This is a genomic window from Gottfriedia luciferensis (assembly GCF_001712755.1).
GTDB classification, from domain to species: domain Bacteria; phylum Bacillota; class Bacilli; order Bacillales; family Bacillaceae_G; genus Gottfriedia; species Gottfriedia luciferensis_B.
The window spans coordinates 177,255-192,821 of record NZ_MDKC01000023.1; the positions used below are offsets into that span (position 1 = coordinate 177,255).

The following is a 15,567-nucleotide window of genomic DNA, read 5'->3' on the forward strand; positions in this document are numbered from 1 at the left end:
GAATAAAGCACTGGTCGGTGAGGATAATAAAAACGATAACCAAAAATACGTAAAAGGGAGATTTATATGGAAAAAAGGAGATATTATGTGTCCGTTCAAGCAAAAACAATTGTTCCAAATCAAGGGGACGCACCTTATGAGTTGGAAATCGATGCTACAATCGATGAAAAACATAGACTCGAAAGAATTTTCCATCAGATTGACAGTTATGATGAAGCAGCAGGTATTCAAACTGCTTTCATCATTCCAATCACAAATTGGAGCCAAGAAAACAATGATGGATATGACTATTTTTTAAAACAAGCCTATGCAATGATTTATGAATTAGGTACTGAAGAAACACGTGCTCATATACAACAAATGAAAATTTTAAAATAAAAAGAAAGCTCACTGAGCTTTCTTTTTATTTTAAACATCAATTACTATTGTATTTGCAATTAAATCATGTAGTGTTCTTCGTTCAGAAGAAAAAATGAAAAACGGATCAATAAATGCAACACAACCTACTAATAATGAAAAGTATGGTATTTTTATGTATCCTAAAATGAAAAAAATTTCTCTAATAATCATCGTCTTTAAATTTACTTCTTGATCACCAATCTTAACGACTGCAATATTTAACCAGCGCTTTCCAATTGTTTGACCTTTCCAAACAAATGTAGGGATCAGTATAAAAACTATAATGATACTAATAATGGATAGTATGGAAGATCCAATATCAAATTTGTCTACTCTATTAGGATTAAAAAATGCTGAAAACTTTGTCATTCCAGTAATTATCGAAATGACAAAAATAAAAAGAAAAGTTATAAATCCATCAACCAATATTGCTAACAACCTACTTGATCTACTTGCTAATTTAGTATGCGATTCCAATAAAATCTCCACCTTTAGTTTCTAAGATGTTCTTAACGACAGTTTAAATTATACAGAATTTTTAATCGGAAAAATATAAAAGCCTAATAGAAAGTACCTATCAGGCTAATAAAAAATCGATTAAGCTTTTATATGTAGATTCAATTATACACCTGGAGCATCGACTAGTGTCCAAGTAACAACAGCTTCATGATTTCCTATTGTTGCAGAACCACCAGGAATTTGTAATGTTACATTATTATTTACTGCACCATCATTAACATCAGGATTTGGGCCTAACCATCTTGTTAACCAAGTACCAAGTCCCGTACCAGGTTCAGCTGTAACAACTGAAGATTCAGTTAATCCATCTGTATTTAGTGTAATCGTTTGAGCAGGCGTTGGGGGTGTTCCACTACCTGGTGTTACAACTGAACCATTTTTAAAAGTAAGAATCGCTCCAGGTAGTGTTTCAGTTGTACCGTTTGTAAACTTACTAGCTTTTGCTGTCACTTTCCACCCTGCACCAGTACCTCGGCGATCAGAAACTTGAATAAAAGGCTTTTTAGATGTAGAAGAATAAACCTGTTCACTTGTTGAAACTTCTTTCGAACCAAATTGAACTGAAGAAACAAAGTCCAAAGTTAACGGACCTGTTTCACCTGTAGGTGGATCTGTTGGATCAGTAGGACCAATTGGCTCTAATGGTGTTGATGGGTCGGTTGGATCTACTGGTGTTACAGGACCAGACCCTTCTGTAAAATTAATAGCTGCTTTTGAATTTGCTTGAGACGTAACAGCTGCAAAAGATGTATTTGCCGCTCCTACAAGTGTTGAAAAACTTACTACGCCAATTGCTACAATTTTTGAAACTTTCATTTAATCAAAACCCCTTACAAAAATTTTTCATATAAAGATGCTTTCAAAAAAGGACTTAGCATCTCTAGAAGTTACACCCAATTATAGTAAACGAAAATACAATTGTCTGTGAATAATTTGTGAAAACATTCACTAAAATTTTACTATTAATTTTACAAATCCCCTAGATATTAGAAATTTAATAGATTAAAAAATATATATTTCGTGAACTTTTTCACGTAATTGTATAAATTTTAATTCAAAATCTCCTATTTCCCGATTTAAATTCACTGCAAAAAAAGAAGCTTACTTAAATACAAGTAAACTTCCAAGTTAAAATTCCAATGAAAAATTACTTAAATTTTGAATTAGGAAAAATAAAACTATTTCTCCTAACCCCAAAGTACTTGTACGATCTTTCTCTACTTACTTTTAAGTGTTATTTCCCATTCTATACCTGTATCAATTCCGTACTCATCAGTAAATGAGCCTTGATTTACAGCAACTGCCATTTGATCTAGACTGTTTGCATATAAGATCGGTTCTCCAATTGCTACATCGGCAAATGATTTTCCATATTTTACTGCTTCTTTGTATACTTTTCTTCCTTGGTGTGTAATTAATACTTCGACAAAGTCTCCATGAGAAACACCTTGTTTGAGAAATTCTGATCGATCAATATTCGTCCAAATACTACCATAACGAACATCAAGTATATCAATTGTTCCTGTTATCGAATTATTTTCACTATGACATTCTTTAATTGGTAATTTTATGTAAGAATTTGAATCAACTTCTGGACCAATATTTTCGAAGTCGATTATTCCAGAAGCTAATCTTGCACCTGTAAAAGCAAATATATCTCTCCCATGGAAAGTATAGGATTCACTTGAATTTGGTAGTCTATTAATTTCTTCGTCAATAACTCTTAATTGGTCGATTCCATATATTTTGCCTACATGTGTTAACGTTCCGTTATCAGGTGTTATAATGAAGTGATTCGTATTTGTGCGAGCCACTATACTTCTACGATCTGAACCTACCCCTGGGTCTACAACTGAAACAAATACTGTTCCAACTGGCCAGTAATTCATTGTTTGTACAAGTCGGTAAGAAGCTTCCCAAATATTGTATTGAGGTATATCATGGGTCAAGTCGTAAATCTTAATATCTTGATTTACACTACAAGAAACACCATACATAGCGCTAACTGCTCCATCTAGTAATCCAAAATCTGACTGAAACACTAATGCATTTCCCATCTAAGCACCCCTAATTGTTCGAATATTTAAAATTAAATATAAATTCAATCTATTATTTAGTCAATGATATTATTCGTATTTTATTGAATGAATTTAATTATAGCTTTGCTTTTCTCAATTATTACGTTGGAATTGTATAGTTTTGGTAAATTCTAATTCTTTTAACCTTAATGTCTGTTTCGACGTTGCCCTTAAACTTCAAATAAAAAAGATATAGTTGTTAGATACTATATCTATTAATAACATTAGCACTTAAAAGTATATAGTTATGAAATGTTGGCACGTAATTATTTTATTATTTCCTTTAGTGTCCCCTAGGTTTGTGTAATAATGTATCCTAAATTAAAAAACTTAGATCAATTCGGGGACTTTTTCGTCTAAGTGGACAGGTGTTAATTTAAAATTTAACTAAACCCTAGACACTTCTATATTAATAGAAATCTTCCTATTAAATGTTTGAGTGGACGAACTTAAAGAAAAGATCATAAGTAGTTCTAAAGGAGTTATTTTTTTATGAACATTTTACGTATACCCCACTCCATCTTTAATTACAAGCCAATAACAACTAAAGTACTTAAAAAAAATAGTTACACATAGGAAAATAGCACCCACTATTTTATCCGATGGAATTTACCTATACTTTAGTAACGCTCCAATTAACTTTAAAAAGGGAATTTAGTCCTCTATCACGAATAGTTATTAGGTGGCGAAATATAGGGAGGCTAACGATTGTACACCTTTATTGAATTACTATGTCTTATAGGAATCCTATTTTTTATTATTAAGGGGATTAACTCTTTCTTTAAAATGAACGGAAAGTCTATAAAGAATTTTATTATTACTGGGGCCCTATTTGTTTTATTTATTTTTACCTCTTTTACAGATCCTTCAAATGAAGCAGAACAAATAGAAGCAACAGAAAAAGACACAACAACTAAGCCATCCAAAATAATTTATAAAATTGAAGACTCTAAGCTAGAAACTGGTCAAAAAGAAAAAACAAAATTATCTAAACCTAAAAACAGCGATAACTTAATTAAATCCTGTAAGAATAGAGTAGGATGTAAATCCAAATCTGATAAAGTACCTATCCAAGAACCAAAAAAAGTGAAAATAGAAAAAAGAACATATAGGATTGTTTTTATGATATACGGGTTAATGTGATAGATTTTTTCCGTTTTCCTTTTTTTAGTAGTAGTTGTCTTATTTTGAGGTTGTATCCGTGATTTAATATGTAAATGGGGGCTATATGGAGGTTGTTTTACCTCTCATATAGCCCCCAACTTTATATCGATTCATTTAAAAAAGTGAATTATTTTGGAGTGAAAAGTTGAATTAATTCTGCGCAACTAATTTTCCTTAGTAGATCGAAACTTGCCCAACTACAAACACGATCCTCCCAAGCTACTAAGCAATGATTATCTTTAGTTTCCATAACCGTTCCCACAGCACCATCTAAGCTAAACATAACATAGTTGCCTATCGAGAACATTTTCGATCACCCCAATCTAAATATAATTCCGTGCCCACCTTTCGGATATTCCCATTTAATATTTTGATGAGGACAGCCTATTCTACAACTTCCACATTCATGACATCCCTCATATCCAACATGCATTCGAATATTTTCCCATTTATAAACTTCTGCTGGACAAAAGATCGTACAGATTTTATCGGGACATTTTGTCATACAAATATCGGAATCTAGTACAGTTAAGTGCGATTTTGTATCAGCATTAAAACGAACGAGATACTGCTTTTCTTCGATTGTACTTTCTTTTTTTGTCTCACTCATTTATTTCATCACCTTCCATGCTTTGTATACATCTTTCGCAAGCTTAAGTTTAGCTTTTGCTCCTCCAATATTACTCATGATATTCTTTTGTTTTTCCCATTTAGATTTACCATCTACTGTAAACATTTGGCTGGCAGATTTATTTAATAGCGGAATATATTGCTCGAAATATTGAGGGAATTTTTCAAAATGATGTGTTGCATCTTTATATTTTTTCAAATCCTGTCCTACGAAGCTATTTAGTAATTTATCAGCGTACGGTTTTAAAGCAACATCAGAGTAGTTATCAATCGCTTTTGCTTCGATAATGGTTTCTGCTGCTAATCTTCCAGATGTCATTGCCATATTTGAACCTTCACGATGAATTGCGTTTACTAATTGTGCTGCATCACCAATTACTAATACTCCATTTCCTACCAATTTAGGAATCGATTTGTACCCACCTTCAGGAATTAAATGAGCAAGGTATTCTTGTGGTTCGCTTCCTTGAATATACGGTCTAATCATCGGATGATTCTTAACGTATTCAAGTAAATCATAAGGTTTCAATTTGTTTTCAATCATTCCTGATAATAATGTACCGACCCCAATACTAAGAGAATCTTTATTGGTATATAAAAATCCTGTGCCAACTATGCCTTTTGTCGCATCTCCAAATAGCTCGATTGCTACCCCTTGGTTACCTTCAAGACCAAATCGATCTTGAATTATTTTACTATCTAGCTTTAATATTTCCATTGTAGCTAAAGCGACTTCATCTGGTCTCCATTCTTTATGGAAACCTAAAGATTTTCCTAAAAGTGAATTTACGCCATCAGCAAGTACTACCACATCGGCATATAAATCACCATCAGGTCGATCTGTTCTTACCCCTACAACCATATCGTTTTCAACAATACACTCCAGAACAACCGTTTCATTGATTAATAATGCACCTTGTTCTACTGCTTTTTGAGCAAACCATTGATCAAACTTTGAGCGAAGAACCGTAAAATTATTATAAGGTTCTTCAGCAAATTCAAGACCTTTATAGCCAAAGGTTGTAGCGGATTGTTTATCAAGCATCATAACTCGCTGCTCTACAATCACACGCTCAATTGGTGCATCCTTCCAAAATTCAGGAATAACGTCCTCCATCATTTTTCGATACAATACACCACCCATAACATTTTTCGAACCTGGATACTCTCCTCTTTCAATAAGGACAACATTAACACCATTTTTTGCGAGCTCGTATGCACATGAAATTCCTGCTGGGCCTGCTCCAACGACAATTACATCAAATTTTTCCGGCATGATCGTGATTTTCCTCCTTTAAAGAAAAACTTTCTTGAAATTGGTTAATCAGCATTGGAACAATTTCAAATGCGTCTCCTACGATGCCGTAATGACAAGATTGAAAAATTGCCGCATTCGGATCTTTATTTATCGCAATAATGAGACCTGAATTTTGCATCCCAACAATATGTTGTATTGCGCCAGATATCCCAATTGCAAAATAAATTTTTGGTGTAACCGTCACGCCAGTCTGACCTACTTGATGATGATGTTCAACCCAACCTGCTTCAACTACATCACGACTTGCTCCAACAGCCGCTCCAATCGATTCAGCAAATAGATGAATCAACTGAAATCCGTCTTTACTACCTAATCCTTTGCCACCAGCTACGATAATATCGGCTTCATCAATGCGAACCTTCTTAGTTGTTGCACGTACAATCTCTAATACTTTTGTACGAATATCTTCTTCTTTTAAGTCAATTTCCTCTTCAATCACTACTCCTTCAGCACCAGGAACCGGAGCGAGCGCTTTCATTACTTTTGGACGAACGGTAGCCATTTGAGGTCTATATTTCTTACAAAGAATAGTTGCCATTATATTTCCACCAAATGCAGGACGACTAGCTAATAATAGTCCTGTATCTTCTTCAACATCTAATACTGTTGTATCAGCTGTTAAACCCGTAGGTAAGTCTGTTGCAACTGCACTTGCTAAATCCTTCCCTTTAGAAGTTGCGCCATATAGTAAGATTTCGGGCTTATATTTGTTACAGCATTCAAGTACTGCTTTCATGTAAGATTCAGTACGATAATCCTTAAAAATTGGGTCATCATATACATAAACGATGTCAGCACCGTATTCAAATAACGTAGAGGCTAATGATTTCACATTTTCACCAATTAATAATCCTGCTAGTTCGCAACCACGTTTTTCAGCTAATTCTTTACCAGCTCCAAGCAATTCAAGTGACACGGGTGCAATGACTTTATCGTTTTCTTCAATAAACACCCAAATACCTTTGTACTCTGAGAAATCCATTTATACCCCTCCTTTCACTTCAAATAACTCTTTCTTCTCATTTAAAATCTTCATCAGTTCATTTACTTTTTCTAATGAAGTTCCTTCAAAAACCGTTCCACCTTTAGCCTTTGGTGGAGCCCATACTTTTGATACAATTGTTGGTGAACCTTTTAAACCTAATTGTTTAATATCAATATCTTCTAAATCCTTCACGGCCCAAATGGTCGGGTTATACCTTGCAGCTTTTATCATATTTGTAAGTGATGAATAAGGAACTTCATTGATTTCCTTCTCAACTGCAAATAAACAAGGTAAACTCGTTTTAATTACTTCATGTCCATCTTCTATTTTCCGATGAACAATTGCATACCCTTCATCTTTATTAATTTCTTGAACCTTCTTAACTGATGTTAACGGCGGTATATCTAAACGACGTGCAATACCTGGTCCAACTTGTCCAGTATCACCGTCAATTGTCATCTTTCCACAAATGATTAAATCAATCGCTTGAATTTGTCCTATTTTCTCAATCGCTTTTGTCAAAGCATAACTTGTCGCTAAAGTATCTGCCCCAGCAAATGCACGGTCCGAAATCATATACCCTTCATCTGCACCGATTTCAATACATTTTCTTATAGCTTTAACAGCCGGTGGTGGCCCCATCGTAATAACCGAAACTGTTCCACCGTATTTATTCTTAATTCGAACAGCTTCCTCTACAGCATGAGCATCATACGGATTTAATATTGCTGGAGCACTCGCACGGTCCATCGTATTCGTTTTAGGATTCATCTTAATGATCTTTGTATCAGGCACCTGTTTTATACAAACCACAATATGTAACACTTTTTCACTCTCCCTTTTTCTTCCCGTCTCCCATAGTTAGTAAATGTACATGTTGTTCAAATATATTATTTTTATTGAAAAAATATGATAGAAAGCAACGAAAAAATGAGAAACGAAAAAAAGAGACATTTACAACATAGTAGTTGAAAATCTCTCTTCAGTCTGGTACTCAAATATTTTGTATTTTTATTTTTCATTACCAACTAAAAGTTGGATTGTTATGCCTGATGGGTCCTTTGTAAATGTTACGCCATTATCTACAAAAACAGAAGCGCCCATATTCTTTAAACGATTGACTACCACCGATTTTTCTTCTTCACTTGGATATAACAACGTAAAATTCTTTAATCCTGCACTGCTATCAGAAGATGCAACTCCTCCTGCGCTATGCCAAGTATTTAAACCGATGTGATGATGATAACGTCCAGTTGAAATAAATAAAGCCTGGCTTCCATATTTCGTTACAACATCAAATCCAAGTCCTTCACAATAAAACTTCTCTGTGCTATTTAAATCAGAAACTTGTAAATGGATATGCCCCATAATTGTGCCTTTTGGTAGTCCAGTAAAAGCTTCATTCTCAGCAAGTGCTAAAAGACCCTCTACATCTAATCGTTTACTATCCATAACAACATACTCATTATGCCATTGCCAATTCTCCGATGGACGATCTGCATAAATTTCAATTCCATTCATATCTGGATCCGCTAAATAAATTGCTTCACTCACTAAATGATCCGAACCACCTTGAAGTGGATTTCTAGTTTCAATCAGATGCTTAAGCACGATACCTAAATCTTTTCGAGTAGGTACTAATAACGCAAAATGATATAATCCTGTATTTTGCTCATTTTTAGGTGTAACATTGTCTGGCTGCTCTAATCTTATTAAAACATTTACCCCATCCGCAGTTAAGCTAGTATTTGTAGTTGAATGTTCCAAAACTTTTAAACCAATAACCTCTTGATAAAATGCTAATGAACGCTCTAAATTCGCAACTTTTAATTCGACTGTTGGAGCATAAACTTTAGGCTTTTGATGAAAATTCATTTTAATTTACCTCCTCTAGAAAATAGTACAATTAATGTTAACACTAACAGAATGAATGGAGCCATTGCAACACTCAGGCCTTGACCCGCATGTAAATGAGTAAATACAGCACCTACCATAATAATTGCCAATCCGACTGAAGCAAGCTTACCTAATATAATCTTCCAATAACCAACTAATAAACCAATTGCCCCTAACACCTCAAATGAACCAATCGTATACATCATACTTTTTGAATAACCATAAACCTCTTTAAAATCATGTAACATCTGAGTATTGCCACTTAATTTCACAAATCCAGACAGTAGAAATGCAATAATTAATATCCCTTGGATAATTCGGGTAAACCATTTCATTTAAAAATCTCTCCCTTTTTAGTTTTATACTGAACTTAATTTAAGCGCAGTTATTTTTAGAGTTTTATACTATATTTGATTTTATTTCGTTTACTGTTCTTTATTCGAAGACAGTAAAGTATAAAAAAATAGTGTGATTGATATTAAGTGGTTACTTTTTGTAAGTTAGTGATTTAAATACAGTATATGCGATAACTGTTCTCATTTCAAGTGCATTTTATTATTTTGATTAACCAATTTTTCAAAATTAGAATTTTACGCTTGTTGAAATCCTTTGAGAGAAAGAATTTTGTTAAAAAAAATGTATTATCAGTTCACTTTAATTCATTAAAAGAGTCCAATCGATCGTGTATCTGAACAAAAATCACTTCAATTGATACAAAAATTTGATATTTTCTAACGTAAACGATTCTCTTTTATATTTTAATAGCGATTTTGTTATTTTTAATTGCGATTTCCGAAAATTATTTACGATAGCACTATTTTAATTGCGATTGTTGATATTTATTTGCGATGGCTCTATTTTATTTGCGATTCCTGATATTTATTTGCGATGGCTCTATTTTCTTTGCGATTTTTGACATTTAATTGCGTTGGCACAATTTAATTGCGATTCCTGACATTTATTTGCGATAGCACTATTTTCTTTGCGATTCCTGACATTTTATTTGCGATGGCTCTATTTTCTTTGCGATTCCTGATATTTATTTGCGATTCCTGATATTTATTTGCGATTGCTCTATTTTCTTTGCGATTTCTGAAATTTATTTGCGTTGGCACAATTTAAATGCGATTTCTGAAATTTATTTGCGTTGGCACAATTTAATTGCGATTCCTGATATTTATTTGCGATGGCACTATTTTATTTGCGATGGCTCTATTTAAATACGATTCCAACAAAATAAAAATATCGTACATCCAAATGTACGATATTTTCAAAGTGATTCGATTGTTTTATGACTGGCACGTCTTACAAAATCCGCCAAAGTATAGTTACATAAAAAGCCAAGTAAGTGCTCTTCTGCTTCAATTGCAAAGTCTGAAAATACGTTGTTCATTACACGGCCACTAGTACAGTCAGATGTGGATTCAATTAATGCGGTTGATAGAGGTTCTGTCATTTGTAGGGCAATGTAGACTTGTTTTAAGGTAATTTCCTCTGGTGACTTAGCTAATAAATAGCCGCCATCTCGTCCCTCTCTTGCTTCTACTATTTTTTCTTTTACGAGGGGAGCCATGATTCTTCTCATAAATGAAACACCTGATCTAATATGTTTTGCGATTGCTTTACTTGGTGTAACCCCTTCTGTTGTTGCTAGTAAAACTAATGCCTGAATAGCAAATCCGAACCACTTAGGTGTAACGGAATTTTTACAACTTGACATCATTTATCACCATCCAGTGATATTATTATCCCCCGTTTTTGTTTCCCTTGCAAGTATATAGTAGTTTTGAATCTTGTTTAAATTAGTAGATAACGATTAATTGGATGGATCTAGTTGTTTTTAGACAATAAAAAAAGGATAGAAAGTTTGCTTTCCATCCTAATTTTTTATTTAACGAGCATATCCGCCTAGGCTTTGTTCTGCCATTTGAACTAGACGCTTCGTAATTTCTCCACCAACTGAACCGTTAGCGCGTGAAGTTGTGTCTGGTCCTAAGTGCACTCCAAATTCAGAAGCTATTTCGAACTTCATTTGCTCAATTGCTGAAATTGCATTTGGTGAAGCATATTGATTTGAAGATCTTCTGTTTGCCATGTTGTCGACTCCTTTGTCTTTTGGATGCTCTGATGTTGTTTATCAGATTAAAGATAGTATGATTCTAAAAATTTATTCTATACATTTATTTACAAATTTTTTTCTTTTTACCAAAAGTACTTCTTGTTACCATCTGAAGTTTTCGTGTATAAATATTTCCAAGTTCAAAAGCTTGTATTATCTCTTTAGATTTTCTATAATCTTAGCATACTGTATATAATTAAAACACAGTTTATCAAATGAAAACGTCTCGTTATTTCCATATATTGAAAATTGTTTTTTAGGAGGAAAATTTTATGATGAATAATCGTTTCCAAGATAAAGTTGCTAAGAATTTAAGTGAAATACCTTTATCTGTATTAGACTTAGCACCAGTTGTTGAAGGAAGCACTCCTGCTGATGCGTTTAAAAATAGTCTTGATTTAGCACAGCATGCAGAAAAATGGGGATATCACCGTTACTGGTTTGCCGAACATCATAATATGCCAGCAGTTGCAAGTTCAGCTACTTCAGTTGTAATTGGACATATTGCAAGTGGAACATCAACGATTCGTGTTGGTTCAGGAGGCATCATGTTACCAAATCATGCTCCATTAGTCATAGCAGAACAATTTGGTACACTAGAATCACTACACCCAGGTCGTGTTGATCTCGGATTAGGTCGTGCCCCTGGTAGTGATATGTCTACAACTAGAGCATTACGTAGAGATTTACGCAGCCACGAAGACTTCCCTGCTCAATTAGAAGAATTGCGTAATTACTTTAATCCGCCAGGTGGAATAGGCAGTTTAACGGTTCAAGCTGTACCTGGTGAAGGTTTAAATATACCAATTTGGTTATTAGGATCAAGTGGCTTTAGTGCTCAGTTAGCTGCTGAATTAGGTTTACCATTTGCATTTGCAGCGCACTTTGCACCAGACTATACAGTTCAAGCAATGCAGCTGTATCATAATAACTTTAAACCTTCTGAAGTATTAGATGAACCATATGCAATGATTGGTTTAAATGTTGTCGTTGCTGACACAGATCAAGAAGCAAAAAGACTTTTCACAACACAGCAACAATCATTTTTAAACTTAGTTCGAGGTGGTAAACCAGCTCTTTTAAAACCACCAGTTGATGATATGGATGAAATTTGGAATCCATTTGAAAAAGAAACACTTGAAAATCAAATGAAACTATCTGCTATTGGTACAATCGAAACTGTTACTGAAAAACTACAAACAGTATTAAATATAACAAAAGCGGATGAGATTATGGTAAATGGTTCTGTTTTCGATCATGCAGCACGTTTATATTCATATGAATTATTAAGTAAAGTATCAAAATAATAAAAAAGGAGAGCATTTGATGTTCTCCTTTTTGTTGTTTAGAAGCTTAATCCTGTTCCTTTAAAGCTTCTTGTTCGACTCTTTGTAAAAAATCATGTACTGCTTTTAAATTATTCCCCTTTGGATTAGCTAGTTTTAACATTGCTCGTCCGATAAAATTTACTCCAGCATTCGTGCCTTCATAAATAAATTTTGTATGTGTTTCGTCGATTTTTTCTACTGTAAATGTTAGATTCGTTTCAAATGCATTTGCTAAAACAAAATGGATTTGCTTTTTTTTATATGATTCAGTATCTTCGTATGCTAAAGTTTCAACAATATAAGATTCTACACGTTTTCCTTCTCTATAACTCTGCTGATGCTTTGCACCTACTTCGTTTTCGTTTTTTTCGATTAAATTATGCTCTTCAACTTTTGGCATTATTTTCTTAATATTTTTATCTAAAAATAGACTCCATACTTTTTCGATATTTGTATTAATCACAATATCTTCGTTCCATTTAATCATTATTTGTATTCTTCCTTCCTGAAGCAATCATTTTATCTATTTCATTTATTTTTAAAGTTACCCCTTATTTTTCGTTTAACTTTCCTTAAAATCCTTGGAGAACACCACAATTTCAAATATTAGTTCTATTATACCGAATTATGTTTTCATATCATAAAAAAAGCCCTCTCATTTAATGAGAAGGCTCTGATTTTTATTATTTTTCACCTGGAAATACGATTGCTACAATAACTATATCGTTATTGACCCTTTCAAAATAAATTCGAAATTTTTTAATTACGACTCTTGATATTCCTTTATAATTTCCAAATTCTTCAGTATATGCTTTTCCAATGACTTCATTTTTTAATAAATCTTCTGTTTCTAAGACTATTTGTGAAATAAAATCAAATGTTTCTTCTGGAGTAAATCTTATACTTCTAAATTGGGTAAGTTTATTTCGTACATTAGGAAGCCATATAACATTTCTAAAAATCATTAAATGAAATCCTTAGGGGAAATTGATTTTAAAAACTCAGATGTTGACACCCCTAATCCTTTTTTGTACTCTTCCTGACTTTTCCTAATCATAATCTCTATTTCAGGATTTGCTTCGATGTCTGCTTTAATAGAATTTTCTTCTTCTTGAAGAACAAGTGTGAATCGTCCTTTGCCTGGAACAGAAAACTGAACAACAGAATTCTCACGATTCATATTTGAAATATATCTCATAAGTTCTTCTGAGAATTGAGCTTTTTCCATCCAAATCACCACCAATAAAAGACTTATTATTATATCATAGCATATATCATACAAATAATTGGAATAAACCAATTAATTATATGTTACGAGTTTCAATTATTCTTCCATATTTTCAAAATCAACTTCTATTTATGATAAGAATATTGGATTTCATATCATAAAAAAAGCCCTCTCATTTAATGAGAAGACTCTGATTTTTATTTAATTTACCTTAAGCTTTTTCGGTATTTATATTGGTTCCATTGAAAATGAATATAACATCCAATACAAAATCCATTGATTGCGATTAACGATGCTAATGCGACCATAATTGAAAACACATAAAATAATACGTTCCAACCAACTAATGCACCAATAAATGCTAGAGATAAGCAGGTTACTGCAATTGTTTGATTAAAATTTTGTTGGCCTTTATCTTCTTGCGGATAACTCGATGGTTTCTTTTTTAAAAAAAGTTTAGCAAATTTTATGATTGGATGGAAATCAAAAAGTAATCCACTAAGACCACTAATTAAAGGAATAAGTAGTAGCCAGTACTGACCAGTGACCCAAGTCAAAATAACAGAAATAAAGATCGTCCATTGATTTGTACGAACTAAAGGTAATGGAATTGTATTTATTTTTGAATTAGACATACATAAAACCAACCTTTCGTATCGGAATAATTAAGTATAATCATAGTATGATTTCAAAAACAATACAATCCATAAATCTGAAAAAAGTAAAATAATAATAAACAAAAGTCTCGTAAATGTTGATTTTTGAATTATAAAAGGTTGTCTAATTTGACAACCTTTAGGAACTCTTATTCAACTAAAGCATTGCGTTAATTGCTTAAACCCTTTTCTTTTTCATGATGGAACCCGTCGATTATATATTTTCAAGAAGATCTCTATAATATTGTCGTAAAGTTTCCTTTAAATTAGTAGGCTCTATGATTTTTACTGTTTGTCCTAATCTGGCAAGATATTTAATGATAAAGCCAAGTTCATTTGGCTCATATGTACCAATAATATATGCATTTTCCAACTCGTAGATTAATTTCATGGATGGATAATGTTCCTGTTCAAATAGTTCTATTCCTGCTTGATTAATCAACCATTTAAATTGTATTGCATTGTCTGACGGCTTCCAAAGCGAATGCGAATTTTGCTTAGTAATTACTTTTAATTCCTCCAAAGGTTGAATGGTTGTTATTTCAGCCGAAGTGATACGATCACAGCGAAAAACACGGTAAGCGGTTTTATCCATATCATATGCTTGACAATACCAATATCCCTTCATTACGTATATAGCAATCGGATGAATAGTACGAACGCTGTTTTGATAGGTTATTTTTAGTACAATATTTTGAACTGCTGCCATTAATAATATTTCTAAATGCATGCTTTCTTTAATTTGTTCAGTATGTTGAAAGGATACGCGATTTTGCATCCTCTCTATATCTTGTTTTTGACATTCCGACAGTACATCTATGAATTTTTCATGAATTGTACGATAGGATACTTGAAAAGGTAAATTTGAAAAGCTTCGAAGTGACTGCATTGCAAAGTAAAGCGCAAGGATTTCTTGATTATTAAAATAAATAGGTGGAAGCTTCATTTGATTAAGTAAACGATATCCTCCATAACGACCATATTCTGCGTATATTGGAGCTCCAATTTCTTCTAAGGAAGCTACATCTCTAAGCGCTGTCCTTTTTGAAATCTGAAATTCCTGCATTAAATCTTGAAGTGTAAATTGCTGTTTTTGATTGATGAACCGAAGTATTTGATTTATTCGTTCTGATTTTTTCATAAAAACACCTCTTAATGGTGCCTAGATTTGTCACCTTTAGGCACTACACTAGTAAGTGTAATCAATATTGATGTAGGAAACAATACAGTCTCATTTATATATTTGA

20 protein-coding genes are annotated in these 15,567 nt (G+C 33.0%); 3 read left to right on the top strand and 17 right to left on the bottom strand.

Annotation, left to right across the window (positions count from 1 at the left end; translation table 11 throughout):
* Positions 1–66 precede the first annotated feature (66 nt).
* Positions 67–378 carry a hypothetical protein gene (locus tag BED47_RS14040; protein WP_069034184.1) on the top strand — a complete coding sequence of 104 codons (312 nt, stop codon included), beginning with the start codon at positions 67–69 and terminating at the stop codon, positions 376–378.
* A gap of 30 nt (positions 379–408) precedes the next feature.
* Here BED47_RS14040 and BED47_RS14045 read toward each other — a convergent pair whose 3' ends face one another.
* The 3 genes from BED47_RS14045 to BED47_RS14055 all read right to left on the bottom strand — a co-directional run bounded on the left by BED47_RS14045 (position 409) and on the right by BED47_RS14055 (position 2,975).
* Entirely contained in the window at positions 409–876 is a 468-nt protein-coding gene (locus BED47_RS14045; RefSeq protein WP_069034185.1) for an RDD family protein, read from the bottom strand.
* Between the two features lie 144 nt (positions 877–1,020).
* Positions 1,021–1,734, bottom strand: coding sequence for a WxL domain-containing protein (locus BED47_RS14050; RefSeq protein WP_025568177.1), 714 nt, complete (start codon positions 1,732–1,734; stop codon positions 1,021–1,023).
* Between the two features lie 401 nt (positions 1,735–2,135).
* On the bottom strand, positions 2,136–2,975 hold the full coding sequence (locus tag BED47_RS14055) for an SAM hydrolase/SAM-dependent halogenase family protein (protein WP_069034186.1): 840 nt from the start codon (positions 2,973–2,975) through the stop codon (positions 2,136–2,138).
* A 729-nt stretch (positions 2,976–3,704) separates the two neighbouring features.
* Between BED47_RS14055 and BED47_RS14060 the strand changes: the two genes are divergently transcribed.
* Positions 3,705–4,139 (top strand): hypothetical protein, encoded by a 435-nt coding sequence (locus BED47_RS14060; RefSeq protein WP_069034187.1) that lies wholly within the window; start codon positions 3,705–3,707, stop codon positions 4,137–4,139.
* Positions 4,140–4,287: 148 nt separating this feature from the next.
* On the opposite strand, the gene BED47_RS14065 is transcribed toward BED47_RS14060, so the two are convergent.
* From BED47_RS14065 to BED47_RS14105, 9 genes are all read right to left on the bottom strand, one after another.
* Positions 4,288–4,467 (bottom strand): hypothetical protein, encoded by a 180-nt coding sequence (locus tag BED47_RS14065; RefSeq protein WP_025568179.1) that lies wholly within the window; start codon positions 4,465–4,467, stop codon positions 4,288–4,290.
* 6 nt (positions 4,468–4,473) lie between these two features.
* Entirely contained in the window at positions 4,474–4,770 is a 297-nt protein-coding gene (locus tag BED47_RS14070; RefSeq protein WP_025568180.1) for a ferredoxin family protein, read from the bottom strand.
* On the bottom strand, positions 4,771–6,066 hold the full coding sequence (locus BED47_RS14075) for an FAD-dependent oxidoreductase (protein ID WP_025568181.1): 1,296 nt from the start codon (positions 6,064–6,066) through the stop codon (positions 4,771–4,773).
* Positions 6,050–7,090, bottom strand: a complete 1,041-nt coding sequence (locus BED47_RS14080; RefSeq protein WP_025568182.1) for an electron transfer flavoprotein subunit alpha/FixB family protein — start codon at positions 7,088–7,090, stop codon at positions 6,050–6,052. Before BED47_RS14080 ends, BED47_RS14075 begins: the two co-directional genes overlap by 17 nt.
* Positions 7,091–7,918 carry an electron transfer flavoprotein subunit beta/FixA family protein gene (locus tag BED47_RS14085; RefSeq protein WP_025568183.1) on the bottom strand — a complete coding sequence of 276 codons (828 nt, stop codon included), beginning with the start codon at positions 7,916–7,918 and terminating at the stop codon, positions 7,091–7,093.
* A gap of 186 nt (positions 7,919–8,104) precedes the next feature.
* On the bottom strand, positions 8,105–8,968 hold the full coding sequence (locus BED47_RS14090) for a VOC family protein (RefSeq protein ID WP_069034188.1): 864 nt from the start codon (positions 8,966–8,968) through the stop codon (positions 8,105–8,107).
* Complete coding sequence (locus BED47_RS14095; protein WP_069034189.1) at positions 8,965–9,324, bottom strand: DoxX family protein; 360 nt, start codon at positions 9,322–9,324, stop codon at positions 8,965–8,967. Before BED47_RS14095 ends, BED47_RS14090 begins: the two co-directional genes overlap by 4 nt.
* A 935-nt stretch (positions 9,325–10,259) precedes the next feature.
* Positions 10,260–10,709 carry an RrF2 family transcriptional regulator gene (locus BED47_RS14100; RefSeq protein WP_025568186.1) on the bottom strand — a complete coding sequence of 150 codons (450 nt, stop codon included), beginning with the start codon at positions 10,707–10,709 and terminating at the stop codon, positions 10,260–10,262.
* A 171-nt stretch (positions 10,710–10,880) separates the two neighbouring features.
* Positions 10,881–11,084, bottom strand: coding sequence for an alpha/beta-type small acid-soluble spore protein (locus tag BED47_RS14105; RefSeq protein WP_025568187.1), 204 nt, complete (start codon positions 11,082–11,084; stop codon positions 10,881–10,883).
* Positions 11,085–11,380: 296 nt separating this feature from the next.
* Between BED47_RS14105 and BED47_RS14110 the strand changes: the two genes are divergently transcribed.
* Entirely contained in the window at positions 11,381–12,415 is a 1,035-nt protein-coding gene (locus BED47_RS14110) for an LLM class flavin-dependent oxidoreductase (protein WP_025568188.1), read from the top strand.
* A 46-nt stretch (positions 12,416–12,461) separates the two neighbouring features.
* Here BED47_RS14110 and BED47_RS14115 read toward each other — a convergent pair whose 3' ends face one another.
* The 5 genes from BED47_RS14115 to BED47_RS14135 all read right to left on the bottom strand — a co-directional run bounded on the left by BED47_RS14115 (position 12,462) and on the right by BED47_RS14135 (position 15,461).
* On the bottom strand, positions 12,462–12,923 hold the full coding sequence (locus BED47_RS14115) for an SRPBCC family protein (protein WP_069034190.1): 462 nt from the start codon (positions 12,921–12,923) through the stop codon (positions 12,462–12,464).
* A 196-nt stretch (positions 12,924–13,119) separates the two neighbouring features.
* A complete protein-coding gene (locus tag BED47_RS14120; protein ID WP_084006922.1) occupies positions 13,120–13,401 on the bottom strand; it encodes a type II toxin-antitoxin system RelE/ParE family toxin in 282 nt (93 codons plus the stop codon).
* Positions 13,401–13,664, bottom strand: a complete 264-nt coding sequence (locus BED47_RS14125) for a hypothetical protein (RefSeq protein ID WP_069034191.1) — start codon at positions 13,662–13,664, stop codon at positions 13,401–13,403. Before BED47_RS14125 ends, BED47_RS14120 begins: the two co-directional genes overlap by 1 nt.
* Before the next feature lie 206 nt (positions 13,665–13,870).
* Positions 13,871–14,299, bottom strand: coding sequence for a DUF4395 domain-containing protein (locus BED47_RS14130; protein WP_069034192.1), 429 nt, complete (start codon positions 14,297–14,299; stop codon positions 13,871–13,873).
* A 235-nt stretch (positions 14,300–14,534) separates the two neighbouring features.
* Positions 14,535–15,461 carry a helix-turn-helix transcriptional regulator gene (locus tag BED47_RS14135; protein WP_069034193.1) on the bottom strand — a complete coding sequence of 309 codons (927 nt, stop codon included), beginning with the start codon at positions 15,459–15,461 and terminating at the stop codon, positions 14,535–14,537.
* Between the last annotated feature and the right edge of the window lie 106 nt (positions 15,462–15,567).

What these genes read in the sequence shown, in the direction of transcription:
- BED47_RS14115 (WP_069034190.1), bottom strand. Translation starts at nt 12,923, where the DNA reads ATGATTAAATGGAACGAAGATATTGTGATTAATACAAATATCGAAAAA.
- BED47_RS14090 (WP_069034188.1), bottom strand. Translation starts at nt 8,968, where the DNA reads ATGAATTTTCATCAAAAGCCTAAAGTTTATGCTCCAACAGTCGAATTA.
- BED47_RS14105 (WP_025568187.1), bottom strand. Translation starts at nt 11,084, where the DNA reads ATGGCAAACAGAAGATCTTCAAATCAATATGCTTCACCAAATGCAATT.
- BED47_RS14095 (WP_069034189.1), bottom strand. Translation starts at nt 9,324, where the DNA reads ATGAAATGGTTTACCCGAATTATCCAAGGGATATTAATTATTGCATTT.
- BED47_RS14065 (WP_025568179.1), bottom strand. Translation starts at nt 4,467, where the DNA reads ATGTTCTCGATAGGCAACTATGTTATGTTTAGCTTAGATGGTGCTGTG.
- BED47_RS14040 (WP_069034184.1), top strand. Translation starts at nt 67, where the DNA reads ATGGAAAAAAGGAGATATTATGTGTCCGTTCAAGCAAAAACAATTGTT.
- BED47_RS14070 (WP_025568180.1), bottom strand. Translation starts at nt 4,770, where the DNA reads ATGAGTGAGACAAAAAAAGAAAGTACAATCGAAGAAAAGCAGTATCTC.
- BED47_RS14050 (WP_025568177.1), bottom strand. Translation starts at nt 1,734, where the DNA reads ATGAAAGTTTCAAAAATTGTAGCAATTGGCGTAGTAAGTTTTTCAACA.
- BED47_RS14055 (WP_069034186.1), bottom strand. Translation starts at nt 2,975, where the DNA reads ATGGGAAATGCATTAGTGTTTCAGTCAGATTTTGGATTACTAGATGGA.
- BED47_RS14075 (WP_025568181.1), bottom strand. Translation starts at nt 6,066, where the DNA reads ATGCCGGAAAAATTTGATGTAATTGTCGTTGGAGCAGGCCCAGCAGGA.
- BED47_RS14125 (WP_069034191.1), bottom strand. Translation starts at nt 13,664, where the DNA reads ATGGAAAAAGCTCAATTCTCAGAAGAACTTATGAGATATATTTCAAAT.
- BED47_RS14100 (WP_025568186.1), bottom strand. Translation starts at nt 10,709, where the DNA reads ATGTCAAGTTGTAAAAATTCCGTTACACCTAAGTGGTTCGGATTTGCT.
- BED47_RS14110 (WP_025568188.1), top strand. Translation starts at nt 11,381, where the DNA reads ATGATGAATAATCGTTTCCAAGATAAAGTTGCTAAGAATTTAAGTGAA.
- BED47_RS14120 (WP_084006922.1), bottom strand. Translation starts at nt 13,401, where the DNA reads ATGATTTTTAGAAATGTTATATGGCTTCCTAATGTACGAAATAAACTT.
- BED47_RS14080 (WP_025568182.1), bottom strand. Translation starts at nt 7,090, where the DNA reads ATGGATTTCTCAGAGTACAAAGGTATTTGGGTGTTTATTGAAGAAAAC.
- BED47_RS14130 (WP_069034192.1), bottom strand. Translation starts at nt 14,299, where the DNA reads ATGTCTAATTCAAAAATAAATACAATTCCATTACCTTTAGTTCGTACA.
- BED47_RS14135 (WP_069034193.1), bottom strand. Translation starts at nt 15,461, where the DNA reads ATGAAAAAATCAGAACGAATAAATCAAATACTTCGGTTCATCAATCAA.